Raw genomic sequence first — 24063 nt, 5'->3', positions numbered from 1 at the left:
TAGTTGGCATTTCTCATTTTTGTTGCAAGCGTCTGCGTGTTCTCGCTATAGCTTTGCCGACAATGCGCCAGGCGGTTGTCGTCAGCCCCACAGGTTCTGGACACCCTCGTAGCCCATGCAATAGAAGGGGTCGGTGGTCCGGACACCCGCCCTCTTGTACATGCCGGCTGGTCTATGCCCACAGATCAGCACTGGCGGCTACGATCATGCGGCCCTCACGCACGCCGTAGGTCAGGTAGTGCGTCAGCGGGTTCACCTGAGCTGCGGCCACATCCGCATTGGCATTCAGGTACGCGCTCACATCCATCCATGCGGACGGATCCCGTCCTTCTGACCAGCCGAAGCGCTGAAAGTGCTCATAACCACTCGAGAGCCAGCCCGTCTGAACAGCGGCCGCCACGTCAGAGTTGTGGGCCAGGTACCAGGCCTCATCGAACAGCGCATTCGGATCCCGCCCCTCCTGCGCTCCCCAGGTGAAGTAATGATCCATCCCGCTCGAGAGCCAGCCCGCCTGGACGGCAGCGGCCACATCCGGGTTCTGGGCCAGGTAGAACGCCTCGTCCACCCCCAGCGCCTGCGGATCAGCCGGCCGGCCCTCGGGACCACCATGGCGCAGGAAGTGCTCCAGGCCTGAGGCCAGACCACCGGCTTTGACGGCAGCGGCGACATCCGGGTTATGCTCGAGATAGAACGCCTCATCCCAGCCCTGCCCATCGGCTCTGGCGGCCCGGCCTTCCTGAGCGCCATACCGCAGGAAATGCTCGAAGCCTGACGCGAGCGAGCCCATCTGCACAGCCGCCGCCACATCGGGGTTGTGAGCCAAGTAGACCTGCTCATCCCAGCCGCTGCTGCCAGGCGCGGCCGCCCGGCCCTCCTGAGCTCCATACCGCAGGAAGTGCTCAAAGCCGTGGGTGAACGCCCCGGCCTTGACTGCTGCCGCCACATCCGGGTTCTGGGCCAGGTACCAAGCCTCGTTGAACAGGCCGGGGGCATAGGCGGGCGGCGGATCCGCCAGCACCACCCGATCGGCAAAGTGCAGCAGCTCAATGTTGGTCAGGGTGTCGGTGCCGATGGCGGCACCGCTCACCGTCAGCGTGCCATCGGCATGGTAGGTGATGGCCGCATCGCGGAAGTTGATGGCAAAGTGAGCTGCATCCACGCCGGTGCCACCGTCGAGTTGGTCGTCGCCGGCTCCGCCGTCGAGCCGGTCATAGCCCTCGCCGCCAAAGATCGTGTCGTTGCCGTCATCGCCAAAGAGCAGGTCCCGGCCACCCTGGGAGCCAACCACGTCGTCACCGGCACCGCCATGCAGCGTGTCGTCATCAGCGCCAAGCACGATGTGCTGGCTGGCGCTGTCGCCGTACACCACCTGAGAGCCTGCCCCGCCGGTGACCCGCACGTTACCGATGATCGTGGCAAAGGTGACGTTCTGGAGCTCGATCACTGTGCCGGCGGCAAGACCACGGGCATCGATGACGAGCGCCGTTGCCGAGGCATTGGGATCGCTGCTGCCGCTGATGACGAGCGGCACACCGGAGGTGGGGCCGCTCTGGGTGGCGACGATGCTCTGCACCAGAACCGGCCCGCTGGTGGGCAGACCCGCCAGGAAGCCCGAGCCGCCGCCGGTCAGGGCGGCCTGGTCCGCCGATCCCGCCGCGGTATGGGCCTGGATCTCGCGGATCAGGTCGGTTAGCGAGGAGCCGGCGGTTCGTGGGGCGGCAAAGCCCGAGGCGGTCAGGCCGATGCCGACGCCGACTTGCACTGCGAGCAAGTTGCGCCCGCCGTCGGTCACCAGCGGGATGTCAGCATAGCTGGCGCTGCCGGCGGTCTCGGTCCGGCCTGCCGTCACCACCGGGATCTGAACGACCTGCGAGACCGAGCCATCGGGGTTGGTGGTTTCGGTGCGGTCCACATCAACGCCGTCGATCACGTCAGCGCCCTTGGCGCCGTTGATGGTGACGACCACGGTGGCCGGTGTGCCATCGATCGAGCGCACGGTGAAGCTCTCCTGCCTCGCCTCCCCTTGGCCCAGGGCCTGGACAGCGGCGCTGGTATTGTCGAGCACGTAGCTCCACTCGCCGGTGATATGGTCGAAGGAGAAGGTGCCGTAGGTGCCGATGATATCGGCCTGATCCTGGAAGCCCGCCTGGGCGCTGCCGTCAATGTCGGAGACCGTCAGAATGCCGGAGGCGACAAGCGTGAGGTCCTCCGTCACAGAGCCGGTAGCAGTGCCGCCGATCACGGCGGGATCGTTGACCGGGGTCACATGGATCTGCATCTCGTACACCCCGGAGGTGTCCTGTCCGCCATTCGCTGTGCCGCCGTTATCCTTCACCCGGAACGTGAAGCTGCTGTAGGGGCTGCCATCCCCGTGCTCATCAGCAGCAGGCGTGAACATGAGCTTGCCCGCGGCAAGATCGGCTGCCGTGATCTCCTGTCCCGCCGTGACAGGCGCACCATCTAGGGAGAAGGTGCCGCGCCCCGGCAGGCTCTCGATGATGATCGCAGCGAGCGTGTTCGGGGCAGCGTCGAGCGCGTCAGTGAACGGGAAGTCGCCGGGTGTGAGGGCGTGGGAGCCGTCCTCGGACAGGGTGATGGTTGCGTCCGCGCTGGTGGGAGCATCGTTGACGGGCGTGATCACGATGTCGAACGTCGCCGTGTCCGACAGCGGACCGCCGGAACCGGAATTGCCGCCGTCATTGATCGAAACGGTCGCCGTCACCGTTCCGTGGGCATTGGGGACACCCTGGAACAAGAGATTCGATGAGGCGATGAACGCGTTGATGTTCGCGATGGTGCCCGTCAGCGTCATGGCTGAGGCGATGCCGCCGACCGTCACGCTCCCGCCGGAGGTCGCAGCAAGCGTCCCGGACGGTACGCTGAATGTGACCGTGACCGGATTCGCCCCCGCGTCGACATCCGAGAAGCTGATGCCAGTCAGGGGGGTCGCTGCGTCCTCGATCACTGGAATGTTGAGTGGCGCGGTTACTGTCGGCGCGTCGTTGACGGGATCTACCGTGAAGGACACCGTCCCCGTCGAGGTCTTCGGGTCCGGTATCCCGTTCGTGGTGCCATTATCCAGCAAGGTGTATGTGAAGGAGGCTGGCCCGTAGTAACCGGGATAGGGGACGAACACGACCGTAGTCCCCTCGATCGACACAGTGCCTCCCATGGCAGCGGACACGGCGCTAATCGTCAGCGTCTGGCCGGTCTCATTCGCGCCTGCATGGTCATTGCCGAGAAGGGTGGCGAAATCGATCACGTACGCGCCGCTGTCCTCCGCGACCGGGGCCAACACGTCGTCCTGGGCACTCGGTGCGTCATTCACCTCGGTGACCGTGACGGTCGTCCTCGCCTTCTCGCTGAGTCCGATCCCGTAAGCGTCCAGGCTGGCCTGCACGTCGAAGCCGGCCTCTCCTGTGAAGTTGGGGGCCGGCGTGAACTTCAATCCAGCCGTGGCCTGCGCGACCGTGATGAAGGTGCCGTCGGCGATCTGCGTGACACCGTCGTGCAGGTACAGGGAGCCGCCCGTGATGCCCGTGACGAGGAAGTAGGTGACGGCCGCGCCATCCGCTGCCGCGGCGGTGATCTGCAAGCCGCTCGTGGACTGCGTGTCCTCTTGCGTGATGGCAGGGGTCACCTGCGGGGCATCAGCCTTGGGGTTCACCTGGTACGTGACGGTGCCGATATCGGTCCTGGGATCGGGGCTGCCGTTGGTCGTGCCGTTGTCGCGGACGGTGTATTCGAAGCGGGCTGTGCCGTTGAAGCCGGCGTCCGGCGTGAAATGGATGCGCCCGTCGACGATCGCGACGGTGCCGCCCGTGGGGTTGGACACGGCGACGATCTCGAGCTGCTGCCCGGCCTCGTTCGCCGGACCCGCGACATCGTTGCCGAGCAGGTCCGCAAACTCGATCACGATGACACCGCTGCCTTCGTCGACCGCCGGAAGAACGTCGTCGACGGCTGTCGGTGCGTCGTTGGCCTCGGAGACCGTCACGGCAGACCATGTCGCGGGGCTGAGGCGATCACCCGCTGTGCCCGCTGAGGCTTGGACTATGAATCCGAAGCCGGTCGTGCCGTGCGCGTCGTAGGTGGGCATGAACTTCAGCCCTGCCCCTCCTTCGGCAGCGGTGATGAAGCTGCCGTTGGTGACGGCAGTGACGCCGTCGTTGAGGTAGAGCGTGCCCCCGGTGATCCCGGTGATCTTGAAATGGGTCACCTCGGCTCCGTCCGCCGCGTTCCGCCCGATGACGATGACGCCGCTCAGCGTGTCCTCGGCCGTCGTGACGTTCGCGACCATGGGCGTGTCGGCAGCGGGATCCACCGTGAAGGACACCGTACCCGTCGAGGTCTTCGGGTCGGGGGCCTCGTTCGTGGTGCCGTTGTCCTGCACGGTGTACTTGAAGGAAGCCGAGCCGTTGAAATCTGGATCGGGAGTGAACACGACGGTGTTCCCGATGATCGACACCGTGCCTCCCACGGCATCGAATACGCCGATGATCGTCAGCGTCTGGTCATTCTCCTGCGTTGGCCCGACGCGGTCATTGGCGATGAGGCTGACGAAATCGATGACGTACGCGCCGCTGTCCTCGGGGACGGAGGCAAGGATGTCGTCTGAGGCGATCGGAGCGTCGTTGACAGGAGAGACGTTCAGGTCGACTGTTCGGGCGTCCGTCAGGGCACCGCCGCTCCCCGCATTGCCGCCGTCGTTAATCGAGACGGTGAGGACAATCGTGGCAGTCTCGTTGGCAACGGGGATGTAGGAGACGCCGCCACCAGCAATGAAGGCGTTGATCCCGGCGATGGTGCCTACGAGTGTCATGGCGGAAGCCGTGCCGCCGACCGACACTCCAGAACCGCTGCTCGCCGCCAAGGCACCTGCCGGAACGCTGAGAGTCACCGTGACAAGATTCGAGCCGGCATCGACATCCGAGAAGCTGATGCCTGTCAATGCTTTCGGCGTGTCCTCCATCAGCGAAAAGCTGGACGGCGCACTCACGACAGGGGCATCGTTGGCAGGCTCGACATTCACATTGATGGTAGCTCCATTCACGTTCGGATCGGTCGAGAAATCGGCCGTGATGCGAAAGCTCCCGGTCAGAGTTTCGCTACCGTCATGCTGAAATAAGACAGCTCCGGCGGCGAGTTGCGCCTGGGTAAAACTCGTAGCGACAACCCCGTTCACCAGCACGGTGCCATGAACGAGGTCACTGACGGTATAAACGGAGTCCTGCGGGACCTTGACCGCATTGGCGACTGTGAAGTCAGCCGTTGTCAGGACTACGCTCAGACCCTCCTTCACTTCGATGGTGTAATCACCGGCGAGTTTCGGCGGCTTCCCATGCGGATCCTGGTCGGCCAGGGTCGTGCCGACGATAAGAGTCGACGGCGTTCCGCCCGAGATATCGCGTTCCCATACTAAAGTCACATTGCCGTCAGCGTCCACAACCGCTTCGACCATGTTGTCGACCAACGAATTGGGTGAGTTGACCTGAACCTGTCCAGTGACGGCCTGATAATTCTTGTCATAAACGCGAGTATAGATCTCCATACCCGTCGACTGATTGCCCGAGAGGAGCTGAGACCAATAGACGGCAAAGCCACCATTCTTGAATGCGACGGCTTCTGCAATGCCGGTTCCGGTCTCGACGACCGTCTCGTTGATCAAAAATGAGATCGGGTTTCCTGTGAGCCCAGGTCCGTAGATCTTTCCGAAAAGGCGATCACCGTCGTCGAGCGTTCCACCCGAGATCGGGCCGCCATTATAGACCACGAGAACATCGCCATTGGCGAGCGTCGTGATGCTGTGCACATTCCCATTGACGCTAATATCGACGTCGGAGTGCCCCGTACCCGGGATTGATCCGTCCGCGCCGACCTCGAAAGCAGTAGCGAGTGCATGAACCTTAGTATCGGCCTGGTTCTGGCTCCAGCCGACAACAACCTTGTTGCCATCCGTATCGACTCGAACGCGGTAGGGGGAAGGTGTCGTCGTTTGACTGATCTGGATCTCAGCTGACAGCGGGCTGAGGTTCGCGTCGAAGGTACGGGCTATGACCCGGGCGCTTGTATAGTCCGGTGAGGACTGGGTCCAGGCTACGATGATTTTGCCATCGGGGAGACTGGATACGCCGATGCTATAACCATTTTCGCCAGGAAATGCCGGGTCGCTCAGGGACACGACTGGCCCTGCTGTCAGAGAAGCACCGGTGACCGTATAGATGCGACCCTGAACGTCATAGCCGGCTGTGTTGCAGTAGATGACCGCGAAATGAGTGTCGTCGATGGCAACCACTTCAGGAAAGCGCTCGTTCCCGGGCAGGCCCGCATCCACCAGCTCTGTTGTAATGGGCTGGCCGTCCGAACCAATGACCCGGACACCGATCGAGCGGAGCGTCGTGCCATTCACGCTTTCATAGTTCACCCAAGTAACTGCGACAGAGCCATTAGGAAGCGATGCAGTGGATGTTTCAAAGAAACGTGTGTCAGTCGGATCTATTACAGGAACCTGAAATTCTACGCCCGAAGTCATTGCCGCCCCAATCTGTCTCTTATAGCAAGCTCCTCCTATCAGGTAGGAGAAGCTTGGCAATGGCTATCTTGGCCCCAAGCTCGACAGGTTTATGCGCTATAGGAAGTCTGAGCCCTCCTCCTGAGGGATCAGGAGGCAGCGAGTCCGCCAAACCGACTGTCAGATGCGCAAACGTCTATAGAGAATACTCGGTTGGCATTTGCGTAACTGAGACGACGGAATGTACCTTCAGACACATCCGGCTGACTGAAGGCCGCTCCCACTCAGACAATTCTACCAGTCCAGCTGGCCACCTGTTGACTGACCATGCGGCACACCTGCGACCTGTTACTGCCGCTGATTTGGGGGCATCACGGTGGCGGCTTGCGCAGTTCTGTCCATCGGCTGCGCGGCAGTGAGTATCGTCCTGCTGTTGCCTATCAGCTCGCTTCTCGCACTCGTTGCGGCACCATTGATTGCGAGTGCTGCTGTGCTCGTAGCTGCTGTTTTCATCACTGTTCGCGGAGAACACCAGACCTACGACGCGAAAGACACAGCCCGTCCGCTGTCGTCCAGCCGGGCTAACAGGGCTGTCGCGTAAGCGATCACGGCACTGGAGCCTGCTCGTGTCCGCTCACGCCATTGCACATCTCGAGCGCATCCGGGAGCTGCCGCCGAGCCTGCTCTACCCGCACCAGGCGGACGGCGTCGCCTTCCTGATCTCCAGGGGCCATGCGATCCTGGCCGACGACATGGGGCTGGGCAAAACCCGCCAGGCGATCGCTGCCATGAACATCGCGGCTCCCGAGGGCGCGATCCTCGTCGTCTGCCCGGCGTTGCTAAAGCTCAACTGGCGCCGCGAGATCCGCTTGGTCGACCCCGCGGCCCGGATCGAGGTGATTGGTGCCAGGGTGCAGGCCGACGGCAACCCGCGCTGGGTGATCGTCGACTACGACCTCCTCGCCAGGCACGCTGAGCGCCTGCGTTCCGCCGCCTGGGCGGGGGTGATCCTCGACGAGGCGCATTTCATCAAGAACAACAGCGCCCGCACCTCCCATTGCCTGAAGCTGCTCGGCGTCTCCTCGGACGCCCGCGCGGCGCTTGCCGGCCCCGCTCAGGTCTATCTCCTGACCGGCACACCGATGACCAACCGCCCGCGCGACCTCTACAACCTGCTGCGCTGCGTCGGGCACCCGGCGGCGCGCAGCTTCATCGCCTTCGCGCAGCGCTTCTGCGCAGCCTACCGCAACGACTGGGGCTGGGTCACGGACGGCGCCTCGAACGTCGCGGAGCTGAATGCCCTCCTGAAGGAGGTGATGCTGCGCCGGAAGAAGGACGAGGTGCTCGACCTGCCCCCCAAAATCCGCTCCTGGGTGCCGGTCGAGATCGACAGCGCTACGGCCCGCAAGGCGCAGCGCGCCTTCGCGGAGTGGTTCTATGCTGCGGACCTGACCCGTCCCAACAACAAGACCTTCCTGGGCCGGCTCGTGAAGCTCCGGCTCGCGCTCCACAAGGCCAAGCACGCCGCGGTTGCGGAGCGGGTTCGGGACGTGCTCGCCACGGGCTCAAAGGCAATCCTGTTTACGGCCTTCACGGAAGGGCTAAAGCGCCACAAGAAGACCTTCGGGGAGGCGGCGGTGACGATCTCGGGCGAGAACACGGCCGAGGAGCGGATAGCGGCGGTCGACCGCTTCCAGAGCGACGAGAGCGTGCGGGGAGCGCTTCGTAAGAAGCAGCCCTACCGCGATCACTTCATTCGCAATGACGAGGAGAGCGCCAGCGCACGACCATCACCTCATTCGATTCCCTCGGCTCTCTTTCGCAGGTCGAACTTTTGAATCTTTCCCGTCGACGTCTTCGGGAGAGGGCCAAAAACGACCGTCTTCGGAGCCTTGAAATGCGCGAGGTTCTGGCGGCAGAAGGCGATGATGTCGGCGTCCGTCACCGTGCCGGCCGCCTCCGGTTTCAGGGTCACGAACGCGCATGGCGTCTCACCCCATTTCGGGTCCGGGCGCGCGACGACGGCGGCTTCCATCACCTGCGGGTGGCGATAGAGGACTTCTTCCACCTCGAGCGAGGAAATGTTTTCGCCGCCCGAGATGATGATGTCCTTGGCGCGATCCTTGATCTCGACGTAGCGGTCCGGGTGAAGAACCGCGAGGTCGCCGGTATGGAGCCAACCATCGCGCAGGGTCTCATCGGTGGCCGAGGGGTTTTTCAGGTAGCCCTTCATCACCGAGTTGCTGCGGATGACGAGCTCGCCGAGCGACTCTCCGTCGGCCGGCACCTCGCGTCCGGTCGTCTGATCGATGACGCTCTGGGCACTGACGGTGACGTTGCGCACGCCCTGTCTCGCCATGAGCACGGCGCGTTCCTCAAGCGGAAGATCCGCCCATTCATCCTGAGGCGCGCAGCCCGTCGATGGGCCATAGCACTCCGTCATGCCGTAGAGATGGGTCAGCCTGAATCCCATCTCCTCCATCTGCGCGATGACGGCGCTCGGCGGCGCGGCGCCGCCCGTCGCGACGTTCACGGGGCCGTGCGTGAATGTCCGTTTCACCTCCGCGGGAGCGTGAATGAGCATCGTGAGGACGACGGGCGCGGCGCAAAGATGCGTGACCCGGTGCTCATCGATGAGGCGGAAGATCTCCGCCGGGTCGACCACCGGCAGGCAGATGTGGCGCGCCCCGGCGGCCGTCACGGCCCAAGGGTAGGTCCAGCCGTTGCAATGAAACATCGGCAGCGTCCAGAGATAGACCGAGTCCGGGCCGAGGCCGAAGGCGATGACGTTCCCGAGCGCATTCAGATAGGCGCCGCGGTGATGATAGAGCGCGCCCTTCGGGTTGCCGGTCGTGCCGGAGGTGTAGTTGAGCGCGATCGATTCCCATTCATCGCGCGGACGCTGCCACTCCGTGCTGCGCGCTCCAGAGAGAACTGCCTCGTAGGACTGCCAGCCGAGCGCGGCGGCCTCGGTGTCGTCTCCTCCCGACAGAAGCACGACGGGGCGCGCGGAGGTGCGCTGCAAAGCCGCCCGCGCGACCTCCTTGAGGCGTATATCGACCACGAACACGCGGGTCTCCGCGTGTTCCAGGATGAAGGCGATCGCCGCCGCATCGAGGCGCGTGTTGAGGGCATTCAGAACCGCACCCGCCATGGGCACGCCGAAATGCGCCTCGAGCAAGCTCGTAACGTTGGGAGCCAGCCACGAGACCGTCTCCCCGCGCTGCACGCCGAGATCGCGCAAGGCATTCGCGAGCGAGATCGCACGGGCATGGAACGCCGCATAGGTGATCTCGTCCGCGCCGTTCACGATGGCGATCTTCGACGGATAGACCTCCGCCGAACGCTGCAGGAAATCGATCGGAGTCAGGGGAACGAAATTCGCCTCGCGCGGTGCGAGGCTCGGGTCACTCGGAGAGGAGGGCAGGGCGTTCATCGATCCATCACCAGGTCGGTAGGATGCTGCCATCGAATTTGGCCTCGATGAAGGCCTTGATTGGCGCCGAGCGGTAGGTTTCGATGAAGCGCCGGATCAGCGGGTCGTCCTTTCGGTCTTCGCGAACGGCCCAGACAAGTGTCCATTTCGACTCGGCTCCCTCGAGCGCCAGGGCTTTCTTGGGATCGAGCTTCGCGAGCACCGCATAGTTCAACGTGATGACCGCGGCGGAGAGATCGTCGAGCGACCGGGGCAACTGCGCGGCATCGAGTTCGATGAAGGACAGCTTCTTCGGATTCTCGGTGATGTCGACGACGGTGGCAGCCACATCGGCATCGGGCTTGAGCTTGATCAAGCCGGCTTCCTGCAACAGGAAGAGCGCGCGCGCAGCGTTGCTGGGGTCGTTGGGAATTCCGATACGGGCGCCGTTCGGGATCTCGGCGATCGTCTTCGCGCCATTCGAGTAGAGTCCCATCGGCACGACGATGCTGGTGGCGGCCGGCACGATCGTGTAGCCGCGCTGCTTCTTCTGGTTGTCGAGATAAGGCTCGTGCTGGAAGTTGTTGGCGTCGAGATCGCCCGATTGCAGCGCCTCGTTGATCTGCGTCCACTCGGTGAACTCGACGATCTCCGCGGCGAGCCCGTCCTTCGTGGCGAGTTTCGCGGTTTCGCGCAGAATGTCTCCATATGGGCCCGCGGAGACGCCGATCTTGAGCGGCTTGTCCGCGCTGTAAGCGCTGCCGGCTGCGAATGTGAGAGCCACGGCAAGGACGGCGTGGCGAAGAGGTTTGGAGAACATGGTCCGGGGCTCCTTGAAGAACGGCCTTGGCTGGCGCGGACCATCCTCGAACGAGCTGTTCTGGTCAAGGGAAATGTTCTATTTGAAGAACGAGACCGAATGCGCATAGCGAGACGACGGGCCTCGATGTCGAAAGAAGATGTAATCGACTGGCGTGACCCGACCTGCAGGATGAAACTTCCCCAATACAACGTTCTTCAGAAAGAACATACTCGTTGACAGGGCAGGGACAGGGATGCATGCTGATCCTGCATCGGGCCGGGTGTGCCGGCCGGGCGCCGCGGTGATTTGAGGGTGTGCAGCTTGCGCCGCGTAATCAAACGCTAAAGCGCCACGAGCGTGTCATGCGCCTCGTGGTCTTCACGTGAGGATGATGGGTCATGACCACGCTGATGTCTCTCGATGCTTCCTCCCCGACTTGCATCTCCTGTCGCTGCGCCCGCGACTGCTGCGGCTGTTGTCGCGTCTAGACGAACACGTCCTCCCTCGTTGCGACCGAAAACACCAAGGCCGGCACGAGCGCCGGCGACAGGAGATCTTTGTCATGACCGGAGGCCAGATCATCGAGATCGGCGACATCACTGCCGGCATCGTCATTGCCGAACGCGGCGGATTTCGCTTCTTCTCATCCGAGCGCCGCTTCGACGGGCTCGACCGCACCGTCTTTCGTTCCGTTGCTCATGCCAGCCGGGCGCTGCGCGAACTCGCCGGACGCCGACATTAACCGGCTGTTTCCCGCACAAGTCCTATCGCCGCGGGACTGCGGCTTCATTCCGTCATTGCGAGCCGAAGGCGAGGCAATCCAGCTTACGAGCCCAAGCCTGGATCGCTTCGCTCCGCTCGCGACGACGGAGGAGCGGTCTGCCCTTCAGGTTGTCGTAAACAGGCGGCCGCCCCGTGCGGCGAGATGGATCGTCTGCGAGCGCTTGAGATCCACGGGGATCGGCGTGTCGACCTCCAGGAAGAGGCGTTCGCCGACCAGAACCTTCGTCCGCGAGCCCTGGCCATGCCGGCGGGTCGATGTCACGGTGGCTTGCAGGCCTGCAGAGACGAGCTCGAGGTCGGAGGGACGCACATAGAGCGTCGCAGGGCCATTGGGCTGGTTCTTAACGCAGAATCCTGTCGGCTGACCGCCATACCAGGCTTGCCCCTCATGGATCGTGACCGGGATTCGCGCGGTTTCGCCGACGAAGTCCATCACGAAGGGCGAGGACGGGTGATCGTAAATCTCGCCGGGTGTGCCAACCTGTTCGAGGCTGCCCTCATTGAGGATCGCTACCCGATCGGCAAGCTCCAGGGCTTCGTCCTGATCGTGCGTCACGAAGATCGTGGTCTGGCCCGTCCGCTCGTGAATGTCGCGCAGCCAGTGCCGCAGGTCCTTGCGAACCTTGGCGTCGAGGGCCCCGAAGGGCTCGTCGAGGAGCAGGACCCGCGGTTCGACCGCAAGAGCCCGCGCCAGCGCCACCCGCTGCCGCTGTCCGCCGGAGAGTTGGGCCGGAAAGCGGCGCTCCAGCCCCTCGAGCTGGACAAGGTCGAGCAGCGTGGTCACCCGGCGGCGGATATCCGCTGCGCTCGGACGGTGCTCTCGCTTCCGCGACCGCAACCCATAGGCCACGTTGTCGGAGACGGTCAGGTGCTTGAACAAGGCATAATGCTGGAAGACGAAGCCGATCTGCCGCTGCTGTACGGGGATCCGTGTTGCATCGATGTCGCCGAACAGGACCCGCCCGCCATCCGGGATCTCGAGACCGGCGATGACCCGCAGGAGCGTCGTCTTGCCGGACCCCGAGGGGCCCAGCAGCGCCATCAACTCGCCGGAACGGATCGCCAGGCTGATCCCGCGCAGGGCGGCGGCGCCGCCGAACTGCTTCTGGAGATCGGCGACGGTGATATCCATCCCGGATTCCCAATCAGTGGGCTGGCCGTCCCGAAATCGAGTCGCCGTAACGCCATTCGACAACGGACTTGGCCGCCAGGGTGACAAGGGCGAGCCCAGCCAGGAGCGAGGCGACGGCGAAGGCAGCCACGAAGTTGTATTCATTGTAGAGGATCTCGACCTGTAAGGGCATGGTGGTCGTCAGGCCGCGAACATGGCCGGAGACGACGGCGACCGCGCCGAACTCGCCCATGGCGCGGGCATTGCAGAGCAGGACACCATAGAGCAGCGCCCAGCGTATGTTCGGGAGCGTCACGGTGAGAAAGGTGCGCAGGCCCGACGCACCGAGCGTCAGTGCTGCCTCTTCATCGGCGGTGCCTTGGTCCTGCATGAGCGGGATGAGCTCCCGGGCGACGAACGGGAAGGTCACGAAGATCGTCGCGAGCACGATGCCCGGCAGGGCGAAAATGATCTCGATTCCGTGCGCGATGAGCCAGGGGCCGAGGAGGCCATGAGCGCCGAACAGGAGGACATAGACGAGCCCGGACACGACCGGCGAAATCGAGAAGGGCAGATCGATCAGCGTGATGAGCAGGCTCTTGCCCCGGAACTCGAACTTGGCGATCGCCCAGGCGGCGGCGACGCCGAAGACGAGGTTGAGAGGGACCGCGATCGCTGCAACCGTGAGCGTCAGCCGGATCGCTGCGAGTGCATCGGGGTCCTGGAAGGATTCGAGATAGGCCGCCCATCCCTTTCGGAACGCCTCGAAGAAGACGGCAACGAGCGGCAGCACCAGGAAGAGAGCGAGGAACGTGACGGCGATCGTCGTGAGGACGATCCGCGTCAGCGGACGCTCCGTGGTGACGGATCGTGCCTCAAGCATGCCCAAACCTCCTGCGGCTATAGGCCTGGAGGAGGTTGATCCCGAGGAGCGTCAGGAACGAGATCGCGAGCATGATCGTCGCGATGGCGGTGGCGCCGGTATAGTTGAACTCCTCCAGCTTGATGATGATGAGGAGCGGCACGATCTCGGAGACGTAGGGGATGTTGCCGGCGACGAAGATCACCGAGCCGTATTCCCCGACGGCGCGGGCGAAAGCGAGCGCGAAGCCGGTCAGGATTGCGGGGATGAGCGGCGGCAGAAGCACTGTCCAGACTGCGCGCAGGCGGCTTGCACCGAGCGTCGCCGCCGCCTCCTCGAGTTCCTTGTCGATTTCCGCGATAAGCGGTTGGACGGTCCGGACACAGAAGGGCAGGCCGACGAAGACCAGCGCGACGAGAATTCCGTAAGGCGTGAAGGCGATCTTGAACGGCGCCACGAGGCTGCCGATCCAGCCATTGGGTGCATAGAGCGCGGCGAGGGCGATGCCGGCAACGGCCGTCGGCAGCGCAAAGGGCAGATCGATGGCGGCGTCGAGGAGTTTTCGGCCCGGGAACCGATAGCGCGTGAGCACCCAGGCGACGAGGAGCCCGAACCCGGCGTTGATGACGGCGGCGGCGAACGAGATCCCGAAGGAGATCTTGAAGGCCGCAAGCACCCGCTCCTCGGTGGCGATCGCCCACAAACCTGCGAGTCCGGCCGCCGATGCGTGCCAGACGAGCGCCGCGAGCGGAAGCAGGACGACGAGGCAGAGATAGGTGACGGCGTAGCCGAAGGCGAGCGGAAAGCCCGGCAGGGCGCTCGGGCGACGAAACGCGCGCTGCGACCTCCCGGAGACCGCAGCGCTCGAGGTGAGGCCGACCGCCATGGATCAGCGGTTCGCTTTTATGATGGCGTCGAACACGCCCCCATCGTCGAAGTGGGTCTTCTGCGCCTTCGCCCAGCCTCCAAAGACGTCGTCGATCGTAATCAGGCGCAGCTTCGGCAAGCGCTCCAGATCCTCCTTTGCCGCTGCTTCCGTTCGCACGGGCCGATAAAAGTGCTTGGCGATGATCGCCTGGGCCTTCGGGGTGTAGAGGAACTCGAGATAGGCCTGGGCCACCTTGCGCGTGCCCTTGGCGTCGACATTGCCGTCAACGAGTGTGACCGGCGGCTCGGCCAGAATGGAAAGCGACGGCACGACGATCTCGAACCTGTCCTCCCCGAATTCCTTGAGGGTCAGAAAGGCCTCGTTCTCCCACGAGATGAAGACGTCGCCGACACTGCGTTGCGCGAAGGTCGTGGTCGAGCCGCGGGCGCCGGTGTCGAGCACGGGCACGTTCTTGTAGAGGGCGGCGACGAAGTTCTTCGCCTTCCCCTCGTCGTTCCACTTGTCGAGGGCGTAGGCCCATGCGGCGAGATAGTTCCAGCGCGCTCCGCCGCTCGTCTTCGGATTCGGAGTGATCACCTGGGTGCCGGGCTTCACCAGATCGTCCCAGTCCTTCACGCCTTTCGGATTGCCCTTGCGCACCACGAACACGATCGTCGAGGTGTAGGGGGAGGAATTGTTGGGCAGACGCTTCTGCCAATCTGCGGGGATCTTCTTCGTGAGCCGCGCGATCTCGTCGATGTCGGCAGCGAGCGCGAGGGTGACGACGTCGGCGTTGAGGCCGTCGATGACGGAGCGTGCCTGCCGGCCCGAGCCGCCATGGGACGTGCGGATCGTGACCGTGCCACCACCGTTGCCTTTCCAGTCCTCCGCGAAGGCCCGGTTGATCTCCCGATAGAGCTCGCGCGTCGGATCATAGGACACGTTGAGGAGTTCGCTCTGGCTCCAGGCCGCGCCCGTGAAGGCGAGAAGGCCCACTGCCGCGAAGAAAGACGATCGCAGCTTCCGAAGCCAGTTCGCTGACGGACGCGCGGTCTTGTGGGGCATGATCGACGTCTCCTGTCGTGCAATGGGCGAAGCAGGCTGAACGAGACCAAGCGCCAGCGTGTTGGCGGTCTGCCGGTCGATCAGGATGAAGCTCCCGGTCTCGCGATTTTCGGCATAGGGATCGAATGCGACCGCCCGGTCGAGCGAAATCGTGACGTCGCCGATATCGTTGGTGCCGAGTGCCGTTGCGGGCTCGGATCGGCCGTCGTCCGGAAGGATGCGGGCCTGCACCGTGTCGATGCGCGCCGTCACGGTCGCGGTGCCGAGCTTCAGAAGCACGGGCACGCCCGCCTCGAGCACGCTCTCGCCGGTGCAGAAGACGCGCGCGCGCAGCCGATCGGCAAGGCTGGCCGGCACGTCGGACGCGGCGAGCATGCTGCCGCGCGAAACATCGACAGCATCGTCGAGGACGATGGTCACCGACTCACCGGCGACGGCCGCATCGGCTTCGCCCTGTGGTGTCAGAATGCGTGCGACGCGCGTCGCCGAGGCGGAAGGTTGCACGTGGACTCGATCGCCGATGGTGATCGTGCCGCTGGCGACCAGGCCCGCATAGCCGCGGAAGCTCGCATCCGGCCGGCTGACCCATTGCACGGGCATCCGGAAGGGTTTGCGCGCGGCCTCGTCCCCGACCGGCACGTGTTCGAGATAGGCGATCAGAGTCGGTCCGCGGTACCAAGGCGCCGCGACGCCCGGCAGCACGACATTGTCGCCGTTGAGGGCCGACAGCGGGATGCCGACGATGTCGCTGAAGCGGAGATTCTCGGCGAAGGCGTGGAAGTCGGCCAGCACTGCTTCGTAGACATCCTCGGACCAGCCGACGAGATCCATCTTGTTGATGGCGAGCACGATGCGGCGAATGCCGAGCATGGAGACGAGGAGAGCGTGCCGCCGCGTCTGGCGCGTCAGCCCGTTGCGGGCATCGACGAGCAGGACCGCGACATCGGCCGTCGAGGCGGCCGTCGCCATGTTGCGCGTGTACTGCTCGTGGCCCGGGGTGTCGGCCACCACGAAGCTCCGGTTTTCGGTCGAGAAGAACCGGTAGGCCACGTCGATGGTGATGCCCTGCTCGCGCTCGGCCGCGAGGCCGTCGACGAGGAGCGCGAGATCGACCGCTTCGCCCGTCGTTCCGTAGCGGCGGGAGGCGCGTTCCAGGGCCGCGACCTGGTCGTCGAAGATCTGCCGTGAATCGTGCAGCAAGCGTCCGATGAGCGTGGATTTCCCGTCATCGACGGAGCCGCAGGCAATGAACCGCAGAACGTCCTTGGCCTGCTGGCGCTCGAGGAAGGTCTCGAAGGCGGAGGGCCGGATCGGGGACACGACCGACATCAGAAATACCCTTCCTGCTTCTTGCGCTCCATGGCCCCGGCGCCGTCCTTGTCGATGAGACGGCCCTGCCGCTCGGACGTGCGTGACCCGAGCATCTCGGCGATGATCTCCGGCAAAGTTGAGGCAAAGCTCTCGATTGCGCCCGTGAGCGGATAGCAGCCGAGAGTCCGGAACCGGACGGAACGCTGCTGCGGCGTCTCGCCGAGCCGAAGCGGCAGGCGCTCGTCGTCCACCATGATGAGCTGGCCGTCGCGCTCGACGATTGGCCGTTCGGCCGCGAAATAGAGCGGCACGACCGGAATGCGCTCCTGGTGGATGTAGAGCCACACGTCGAGCTCGGTCCAGTTGGAGAGCGGGAAGACCCGCAGGGTCTCGCCGGGTGCCTTGCGGAGGTTGTAGAGACGCCAGGGCTCGGCGCGCTGGCTCTTCGGGTCCCAGCGGTGATGGGCGTTGCGCACCGAGACCACGCGCTCCTTCGCCCGCGATGCCTCCTCGTCGCGGCGGGCGCCGCCGATCGCGATGTCGAAGCGATGGCGGTCGAGGGCCTGGCGCAGGGCCTGCGTCTTCATCACGTCCGTGTGCAGCTCGGAGCCGTGGGTCACCGGGCCGATGCCCCGCGCCAGGCCGTCCTGGTTCACGTGAACGATCAGCTCGAAACCGAGCGTGCGCGCCCGCTCGTCGCGGAAGGCGATCATGTCCCGGAACTTCCAGGTCGTGTCGACATGGAGGAGCGGGAAGGGGAGGCGGCCCGGCGCGAAGGCCTTTTGCGCGAGATGCAGCAGGACCGAGGAATCCTTACCGATCGAATAGAGCAGGACGGGATTCGCGGCTTCCGCCGCGACCTCGCGCAGGATGTGGATGCTCTCCGCCTCGAGACGCCGGAGATGCGTCAGGCGATCGACGGAAGGAGCTTCGAGAGCAAGGGCGGCGCTCATGCGACGGCCTCCGGCCGGCGTTGCAGGCGTCCATCGCGGAGATGCAGGCCGCACTCCTTCTTGGCGTCCTCTTCCCACCACCAGCGGCCGGCCCGTTCCGGCTCGCCGACCCGCACCGCACGCGTGCAGGGCGCGCAGCCGATGGAAGGATAACCGCGATCGTGGAGCGGGTTGTAGGGAATGGCGTTGTCGGCCACGTAGCGCTCCACGTCAGGGCGGGTCCAATCCCCGAGCGGGTTGATCTTCAGAAGGTCGTGGGCGGCGTCGTGCTCGGCGAGCGGCGTCGCCGCGCGATGGGCGGACTGGTCCGCCCGCAGGCCGGTGATCCAGCCCGCGGCGCCGACAAGCGCGCGGCGCAGCGGCTCGACCTTGCGGGTCGCGCAGCAGGCCTTGCGCGCCTCGACCGAGCGGCGGAAGCCGTTGATCCCCTGGGTTGCGACGAGGGCCTTCAGGGCGTCGCTGTGGGGCGAGTAGCTCTCGATGTGAAGGCGATACCGGTCTTCGGTCTCGGCCCAGACATCGTAGGTCTCGGGGAAGAGACGGCCGGTATCGAGGGTCGCGATGGTGACGGGAATGCCGCTCGTGGCGAGGGCGTGGGTGAGCGCCTGATCCTCGAGGCCGAAGCTCGTCGTGAAGACGAGCCTCCCCGAAACGAGGCGCGGCAGAAGAGTGATCCGCTCGAGAAGCGGTCGCCCGCTCAGGGCAGCATTGAGGGCCTGCACGTCCATGATGACTCGGGGAATGGGGCGCATCCGGGAGGATCCGCGACTGGGTGCCGATTAAGGAGAAGTAGAGAGAATTTCTCTTGGCTGGCAATATTCGCCGGCGAGAAAAGATCGTTCTTCTGAAGCGCGTCTCTTTCGAAGAAGAACTTGCTCGTCGAGGCGCGCCGACGGAAGAGCGCGATCTATCGGGCGTCACCGTCGTTTCGAGGCGGAGGCGGGGCGATCCATCCTGAGACGGGTAGATTGCTTCACTTCGTTCGCAATGACCGGGAGGGCGTTGCTGCCGCCAGCCTCAATCAGAATCCAGCAGCATGCCGATGCGCGAGTCCTGCGCGGCGCGGATGTGGGCTCGGGCGGCGGCTTCGGCGGCGTCGGGGTCACGGCGGGCGATGGCGTCGATGATCGCCGTGTGCTCCGCATGGGCGGCCTCGCGCCGGCCCGGCTGTCCGAAGGTCGTGCCCGGGAGGAGGGCGAGGGCGTCCTGGAAATCGGTCAGTGCCGGGATGAGGTAGCGGTTGTGCGCGGCCTCGTAGATCATGCGGTGAAGGCGGGCGTTGCGCTCGGCCGCCACGGCAGCGCTTTTCGCCGCGGCGCAATCTTGCGCGAGGCGGCGCATTGCGGCGATCTCGACGGGCGAGGCGTGCTCTGCGGAGAACCGGGCCGCGGCGCCCTCGAGGATTTCCCGCACCGCGTAGAGCTCGATGATCCGCTGGCTGTCGAGCGCAGCGACGATCAGCCCGCGCGGCGGCGCGACCTCGACGAGCCCGCGCGCCTGCAGGCGCCCGAGGGCCTCGCGGATCGGCGTGCGGCTCACGCCGAGGGTCTGCGCCAGCTCCTCCTCGCGGAGGCGCTCGCCCGGCTTCAGGCGGCCCTCGTGGATCGCGTCGCGCAGGGCCCGGAAGGCATATTCGCTCCGGGACTGATTCCTGAACTCCGCACGGGCGGCGCCTTCCGCGGCGGCTTCTGTCTTCGTGCGCGCGACCATCTCTGCCCTTCCGCCCGTGCCGAACGCTGTTCCGCAGGCGTATACAGGAATTCGCGTCGGGACCCCATCCCGGGTCCGGGCCGCCGGACCGCTTGACGAATTCGTCCGGCTGTTTGACACCGGCCCCGCCGCATGATGGGGATTTTTCCTGCGGTAGATACAACAACATGGCGAGGGGTTCACGATGAAGGCTTTGATCGGTGGTGTCGCGCTGGCGGTCGCCGTGGGTTCGGCGGCTGTGGCGCAGGAAACGAAGGTGACGATCGGGATCTCGGGCTGGACCGGGTTCGCGCCGCTCACCCTTGCCAAGGAGGCCGGCATCTTCAAGAAGAACGGCGTCGACGTGACGATCAAGAAGGTCCCGCAGGCGAGCCGCCATCTCGCGATCCAGTCCGGCGACATCCAGTGCGCCGCGACCACGGTCGAGACCTGGGTGGTGTGGAACGCCAACGGCGTCGCGACGAAGCAGATCTTCCAGCTCGACAAGAGCTATGGCGCCGACGGCATGGTGGTGCGCAACGACATCAATTCCATCAAGGACCTGAAGGGCAAGACGGTCGCGGCCTCGGCGCCCGGCACGGCGCCTTATTTCACGCTCGCCTGGTTCCTGAACAAGAACGGGCTTTCCGTGAAGGACGTCACGGTCGTCAACATGGAGCCGGGCCCGGCCGCGCAGGCCTTCATCGCCGGTCAGAACGATGCGGCGATGACCTACGAGCCCTATCTCTCGTCGGTGCGCGCCAACCCGCAGGCCGGCAAGATCATCGCGACGACGCTCGACTACCCGATGATCATGGACACCTTCGGGTGCACGCCGAAATTCCTCGAGGAGAACCCGAAGGCCGCGAAGGCGATGGCCGACAGCTATTTCGAGGCCCTCGACATGATCGAGAAGGACCAGGCCAAGGCCTATGAGATCATGGGCGCCGACGTGAAGCAGACGGGCGAGCAGTTCGGCAGTTCCGCGAAGTTCCTGCGCTGGCAGGATCGCGAGGCCAACAAGAAGTTCTTCACCGGCGGCGAGTTCGAGAGCTTCTCGAACGAGGCGGCCGATCTCCTCCTGCAGATCGGCATCATCAAGCAGAAGCCGGACATCAAGTCGCTGGCGGACCCGCGCTTCATCCAGTAAGGCGCTCGCCAGAATCCCGGGCGGCCAAGCCGGTCGCCCGGGCACGAGCCATTGAGAGACATGTTCCGACCGCTTGAACCCGTCGCCCCCGGCGCGCGCATCGTGCTGGGGATTTCCTTTTTCGTGCTGTTCTTCGCCGCCTGGGCTGTCGCGACGCTCGGCGGCTTCGTCTCGCCGACCTTTCTCGCCGATCCGCTCACCATGCTGCACGACGGCTGGACGCTGCTGAGCCGCTTCGGCTTCTCCTACGACATCGCAATGACGGTGTGGCGCGTCGTCGGCGGCTTCGTGCTCGCGGCGATCGTCGCGGTGCCGCTCGGCATCCTGATGGGCGCCTACAAGCCCGTCGAGGCCTTCTTCGAGCCCTTCGTGTCCTTCGCGCGCTATCTGCCGGCCTCCGCCTTCATTCCGCTGCTGATCCTGTGGGCGGGCATCGGCGAGACCCAGAAGCTGCTCGTAATCTTCATCGGCTCGGTGTTCCAGATCATCCTGATGGTGGCGGTGTCGGTCGGCCAGACGCGGCGCGATCTCGTCGAGGCGGCCTATACTCTGGGCTCGAGCTCGACGGGCGTGGTGCGCCGCGTGCTCATTCCCGCCAATGCGCCGGAGATCGCGGAGATCCTGCGTCTCGTGCTCGGCTGGGCCTGGACCTACGTGATCGTCGCCGAGCTCATCGGCTCGTCCTCCGGCATCGGTCATATGATCATCGACAGCCAGGCGCTGCTCGCGACGGGCCAGATGATCTTCGGCATCATCGTCATCGGCCTGATCGGCCTCGTCTCGGATTTCGCCTTCAAGGCCGCGAACCGCGCGATGTTTGCCTGGAGGCTCGCATGAGCCGGCCGAAGCTTCTCGTCGAGGGCGTCTCGCGCGTGTTTCCGGGCGTGCGCGGCGCCGCGCCGGTGCGGGCGCTCGAGCCCACGAATCTGAGCGTCGCGGAGAACGACTTCATCACCATTCTCGGCCCCTCGGGCTGCGGAAAATCCACGCTGCTGCGCATCGTCGCCGGGCTCGACCGCCCGAGCACCGGGCGCGTGCTGCTCGACGACCGCGCGGTGATCGGCCCCGGCGCCGATCGCGGCGTGGTGTTCCAGTCCTACACTTTGTTTCCGTGGCTCACCGTGCAGGAGAACATCGCGTATGGCTTGCGCGAGAAGGGCGTGGCACAGAACGAGCGGCGCGAGATCGTGAGCGCCTATATCGAGAAGGTGGGGCTGCGCGGCTTCGAGAACCATTACCCGAAGCAGCTGTCCGGCGGCATGCAGCAGCGCACCGCGATCGCCCGCGCGCTCGCCAACGACCCGGCGATCCTCCTGCTTGACGAGCCGTTCGGCGCCCTCGACAACCAGACGCGCGCGCTGATGCAGGAACTGCTGCTCGGCATCTGGGAGCGCGAGCGCAAGACCGTGCTCTTCGTGACGCACGACATCGAGGAGGCGATCTTCCTCGCCGCCCGCGTCGTGGTGATGACCGCGCGCCCCGGCCGCATCAAGGCCGACATCCCGGTGGACCTGCCGCATCCGCGCCACTACCGCATGAAGACGAGCCCGGAGTTCTCGGAGCTGAAGGCGAGGTTGACGGAGGAGATTCGGGCGGAGGCGGTGCTGGCGGCGGAGGGGCATTGATTCTGAGAGGTTGGCGCCGGCACCCCTCACCCGCCGCCCTGCGGGCGTCGACCTCTCCCACAAGGGGAGAGGTGAAAAGGGCGGTCTAAAAGGCGACCTCCTGTGGAACGGATCGGTAACCGTGGCGGTTGATGCCCGACGCCCGTTGGGGCGTCGTTCAACACGGAGGTACCGATGGAACCGAACCCGCCGGCGGCCGAACACGACCGGCGCGAATTCCTGAAGAAGGCCGGTCGCTTCGCGGCCGTCACGCCACCGGTCGTGACGATGCTGCTCTCGACCTCGCTCACCACCGACGCCATTGCGCGCTCGGGCGGGGGCGGCGGCTCGCGCCGCGCCGAGCGACAGGCCGCGCGCGCCGAACGGCAGGCGGCCCGGGCGGAACGGAAGGCCGAGCGCCAGGCCGAGCGTGAGGCGGCCCGCGCTGAGCGGCAGGCCGAACGCGAGGCCAGGCGCGAGGCCCGCACCGGAGGCGGCTAATGCACAGGGGCGGGGAGGGCAAGGCGCTCCCCGCCTCATTGGTTTGACGGAGGCGCCGACACCCCTCACCCGGCTGCTGCACAGCCGACCTCTCCCATCGAGGGACAGGTGAAGACGCCGACGCTCGCCCATCACCTCGCCCCTTGTGAGAGAGGTCGCCGGTAGAGAATGATGTTCGCGTCGAGAAACGGCTTAGCGCTCATTGGCCTCGAGCCGATCGAACTTGAATCCTGCAGGAAGGCGGCCGCGGTAGCGGCGCAATCTGGCCAGGATCTCGGCCGCCGCAGGCTTCTTCGAGACCTCGAAGGTCCGGGTTCCGGTAACCGTGATCTCGATATCGTCGCCCTCCTTGAGCCCGAGAGCTTCGACGACGGCGGCGGGGAGGCGAACTGCGAGGGAATTCCCCCATTTTGCGACCTGCATCATGTCCTCCACGACATACACCCACACCAATGATCACAGGCCGTCTCGATCTCTGGTGAGTTCACCTATGGCTCTTCACCATTGGGTTCGTTCTGCCAATTTTTGGGTTCGTTCTGCCAATTTGGAGTGTCGATTCCAGGTGCGGAACGGTCGCGAGTGGCCTGGACCTCGTCCAAGATGCGCAGGGCTTTGTTGCGGCGCGACAGGGCCCGCCGCTCATAACGGTCAAGCTTGGCGAGTTGCTCCCAGTCCCCTTCGCGCTGTCTCGCCTGCTGACGGCTGATCTTATGTAAGGCCTGAGCCTCAGTGAGGGCATCGTTCCACTGCTTCACAGTTCCCTTTACCGTTCTCTTGAGCTGACGGCGGGCCTTAGTTACTTTGGTTTGCGATAATGGCGGAACCTTCGCGAGGGCATCGAGCCACTGCTCCACGGCTTCGTTCAGAATGGCTCCTGGGTCAACGAAGCCTGGGTCTTGGACGCGCAAGAATGCTATCGGCAGCGCATCTTCCGGCGGAAGCGTTGGCTCGACCCCTAACTCTTGCGCCAGGCCCTCGAGCAGGAGCGTCCTGGCGTGACGGGCGCGCAAGACATCCAGTGCTGCCTCCGCGACGTGCAGTGCGGCCTGCCTGACACCAAGATCATCAGCCGCTTCTCCGGCCAGGGCCTGTGCCAATTGGGCAATGTCCGGCGCGAGTTCGGGACGGGCTGCCGAGGGGATCGCCAGACCGTGCTTGACGGCATTGCGCCGGGACTGGGCTTTGCCCGCAGCCGTGCGCGGGCCCGTGCTGCGCCGCGCATTGTGCTGGTTGGCGGTGATTTTCTGGGACGACGGCATCGCGAAAGTGCGCTGAATCCAGGCGGTGGGCCCGTCAGGGCACATCGATGATGTCTTCGCAGGCGGTGCGCAGCCGGCGCGCAACAGCATCGCGACGGCGCTCGATCTTCGCGAGCACCTTGTGCCGGCGGGCATCGGCGCTGGCGATCATCCGATCCATGCACTCCACCTGACCAAGT

At 65.0% G+C, this 24063-nt stretch carries 18 protein-coding genes; 6 read left to right on the top strand and 12 right to left on the bottom strand.

Annotated features, from left to right (window positions below):
- Nucleotides 1-172: 172 nt before the first annotated feature.
- A complete protein-coding gene (locus BN1233_RS42780) occupies nt 173-6424 on the bottom strand; it encodes a tandem-95 repeat protein (protein ID WP_048707778.1) in 6252 nt (2083 codons plus the stop codon).
- Between the two features lie 713 nt (nt 6425-7137).
- On the opposite strand from BN1233_RS42780, the gene BN1233_RS11225 reads away from it, so the two are divergent.
- Nucleotides 7138-8349, top strand: a complete 1212-nt coding sequence (locus BN1233_RS11225; protein WP_046863612.1) for a DEAD/DEAH box helicase — start codon at nt 7138-7140, stop codon at nt 8347-8349.
- Here BN1233_RS11225 and BN1233_RS11220 read toward each other — a convergent pair.
- Both BN1233_RS11220 and BN1233_RS11215 read right to left on the bottom strand, forming a co-directional pair.
- Nucleotides 8307-9947 carry a long-chain-fatty-acid--CoA ligase gene (locus BN1233_RS11220; protein WP_046863611.1) on the bottom strand — a complete coding sequence of 547 codons (1641 nt, stop codon included), beginning with the start codon at nt 9945-9947 and terminating at the stop codon, nt 8307-8309. The two genes, BN1233_RS11225 and BN1233_RS11220, sit on opposite strands and share 43 nt — an antisense overlap.
- Nucleotides 9948-9954: 7 nt before the next feature.
- Nucleotides 9955-10746 (bottom strand): MetQ/NlpA family ABC transporter substrate-binding protein, encoded by a 792-nt coding sequence (locus tag BN1233_RS11215; protein WP_046863610.1) that lies wholly within the window; start codon nt 10744-10746, stop codon nt 9955-9957.
- A gap of 544 nt (nt 10747-11290) precedes the next feature.
- On the opposite strand from BN1233_RS11215, the gene BN1233_RS11210 reads away from it, so the two are divergent.
- A complete protein-coding gene (locus BN1233_RS11210; RefSeq protein WP_046863609.1) occupies nt 11291-11470 on the top strand; it encodes a hypothetical protein in 180 nt (59 codons plus the stop codon).
- 144 nt (nt 11471-11614) lie between these two features.
- On the opposite strand, the gene BN1233_RS11205 is transcribed toward BN1233_RS11210, so the two are convergent.
- The 7 genes from BN1233_RS11205 to BN1233_RS11175 all read right to left on the bottom strand — a co-directional run bounded on the left by BN1233_RS11205 (nt 11615) and on the right by BN1233_RS11175 (nt 19391).
- Nucleotides 11615-12643, bottom strand: a complete 1029-nt coding sequence (locus tag BN1233_RS11205) for a sulfate/molybdate ABC transporter ATP-binding protein (RefSeq protein WP_046863608.1) — start codon at nt 12641-12643, stop codon at nt 11615-11617.
- A gap of 13 nt (nt 12644-12656) precedes the next feature.
- Entirely contained in the window at nt 12657-13505 is an 849-nt protein-coding gene (cysW, locus tag BN1233_RS11200) for a sulfate ABC transporter permease subunit CysW (protein WP_046863607.1), read from the bottom strand.
- Complete coding sequence (cysT, locus tag BN1233_RS11195; RefSeq protein WP_046863606.1) at nt 13498-14370, bottom strand: sulfate ABC transporter permease subunit CysT; 873 nt, start codon at nt 14368-14370, stop codon at nt 13498-13500. Before cysT ends, cysW begins: the two co-directional genes overlap by 8 nt.
- Nucleotides 14371-14373: 3 nt before the next feature.
- A complete protein-coding gene (locus BN1233_RS51020) occupies nt 14374-16746 on the bottom strand; it encodes a sulfate ABC transporter substrate-binding protein (protein ID WP_046863605.1) in 2373 nt (790 codons plus the stop codon).
- Nucleotides 16746-17681: a sulfate adenylyltransferase subunit CysD gene (gene cysD, locus BN1233_RS11185; RefSeq protein ID WP_046863604.1), complete on the bottom strand. Its 936-nt coding sequence runs from the start codon at nt 17679-17681 to the stop codon at nt 16746-16748. The genes BN1233_RS51020 and cysD overlap by 1 nt, the downstream gene beginning before the upstream one ends.
- Nucleotides 17678-18433 carry a phosphoadenylyl-sulfate reductase gene (locus BN1233_RS11180; RefSeq protein ID WP_082145380.1) on the bottom strand — a complete coding sequence of 252 codons (756 nt, stop codon included), beginning with the start codon at nt 18431-18433 and terminating at the stop codon, nt 17678-17680. The genes cysD and BN1233_RS11180 overlap by 4 nt, the downstream gene beginning before the upstream one ends.
- A 265-nt stretch (nt 18434-18698) precedes the next feature.
- Entirely contained in the window at nt 18699-19391 is a 693-nt protein-coding gene (locus BN1233_RS11175) for a GntR family transcriptional regulator (RefSeq protein WP_046863603.1), read from the bottom strand.
- A gap of 184 nt (nt 19392-19575) precedes the next feature.
- Between BN1233_RS11175 and BN1233_RS11170 the strand changes: the two genes are divergently transcribed.
- The 4 genes from BN1233_RS11170 to BN1233_RS44165 all read left to right on the top strand — a co-directional run bounded on the left by BN1233_RS11170 (nt 19576) and on the right by BN1233_RS44165 (nt 22625).
- Nucleotides 19576-20520: an ABC transporter substrate-binding protein gene (locus tag BN1233_RS11170; protein ID WP_046863602.1), complete on the top strand. Its 945-nt coding sequence runs from the start codon at nt 19576-19578 to the stop codon at nt 20518-20520.
- A gap of 60 nt (nt 20521-20580) precedes the next feature.
- The gene (locus BN1233_RS11165; protein ID WP_046863601.1) at nt 20581-21357 is read left to right on the top strand and encodes an ABC transporter permease; all 777 of its coding nucleotides are present in this window, start codon (nt 20581-20583) and stop codon (nt 21355-21357) included.
- Nucleotides 21354-22145 (top strand): ABC transporter ATP-binding protein, encoded by a 792-nt coding sequence (locus BN1233_RS11160; RefSeq protein WP_046863600.1) that lies wholly within the window; start codon nt 21354-21356, stop codon nt 22143-22145. The genes BN1233_RS11165 and BN1233_RS11160 overlap by 4 nt, the downstream gene beginning before the upstream one ends.
- 174 nt (nt 22146-22319) lie before the next feature.
- Nucleotides 22320-22625, top strand: a complete 306-nt coding sequence (locus BN1233_RS44165; RefSeq protein WP_046863599.1) for a hypothetical protein — start codon at nt 22320-22322, stop codon at nt 22623-22625.
- A 192-nt stretch (nt 22626-22817) separates the two neighbouring features.
- On the opposite strand, the gene BN1233_RS11150 is transcribed toward BN1233_RS44165, so the two are convergent.
- Complete coding sequence (locus BN1233_RS11150) at nt 22818-23048, bottom strand: AbrB/MazE/SpoVT family DNA-binding domain-containing protein (RefSeq protein ID WP_046863598.1); 231 nt, start codon at nt 23046-23048, stop codon at nt 22818-22820.
- Between the two features lie 65 nt (nt 23049-23113).
- A complete protein-coding gene (locus BN1233_RS11145; protein ID WP_046863597.1) occupies nt 23114-23929 on the bottom strand; it encodes a hypothetical protein in 816 nt (271 codons plus the stop codon).
- Between the last annotated feature and the right edge of the window lie 134 nt (nt 23930-24063).

This window comes from Microvirga massiliensis (genome assembly GCF_001006805.1).
GTDB lineage: Bacteria > Pseudomonadota > Alphaproteobacteria > Rhizobiales > Beijerinckiaceae > Microvirga > Microvirga massiliensis.
The sequence above is the reverse complement of the archived record's forward strand: the minus strand, read 5'-3'. Positions and strand labels throughout refer to the sequence as shown.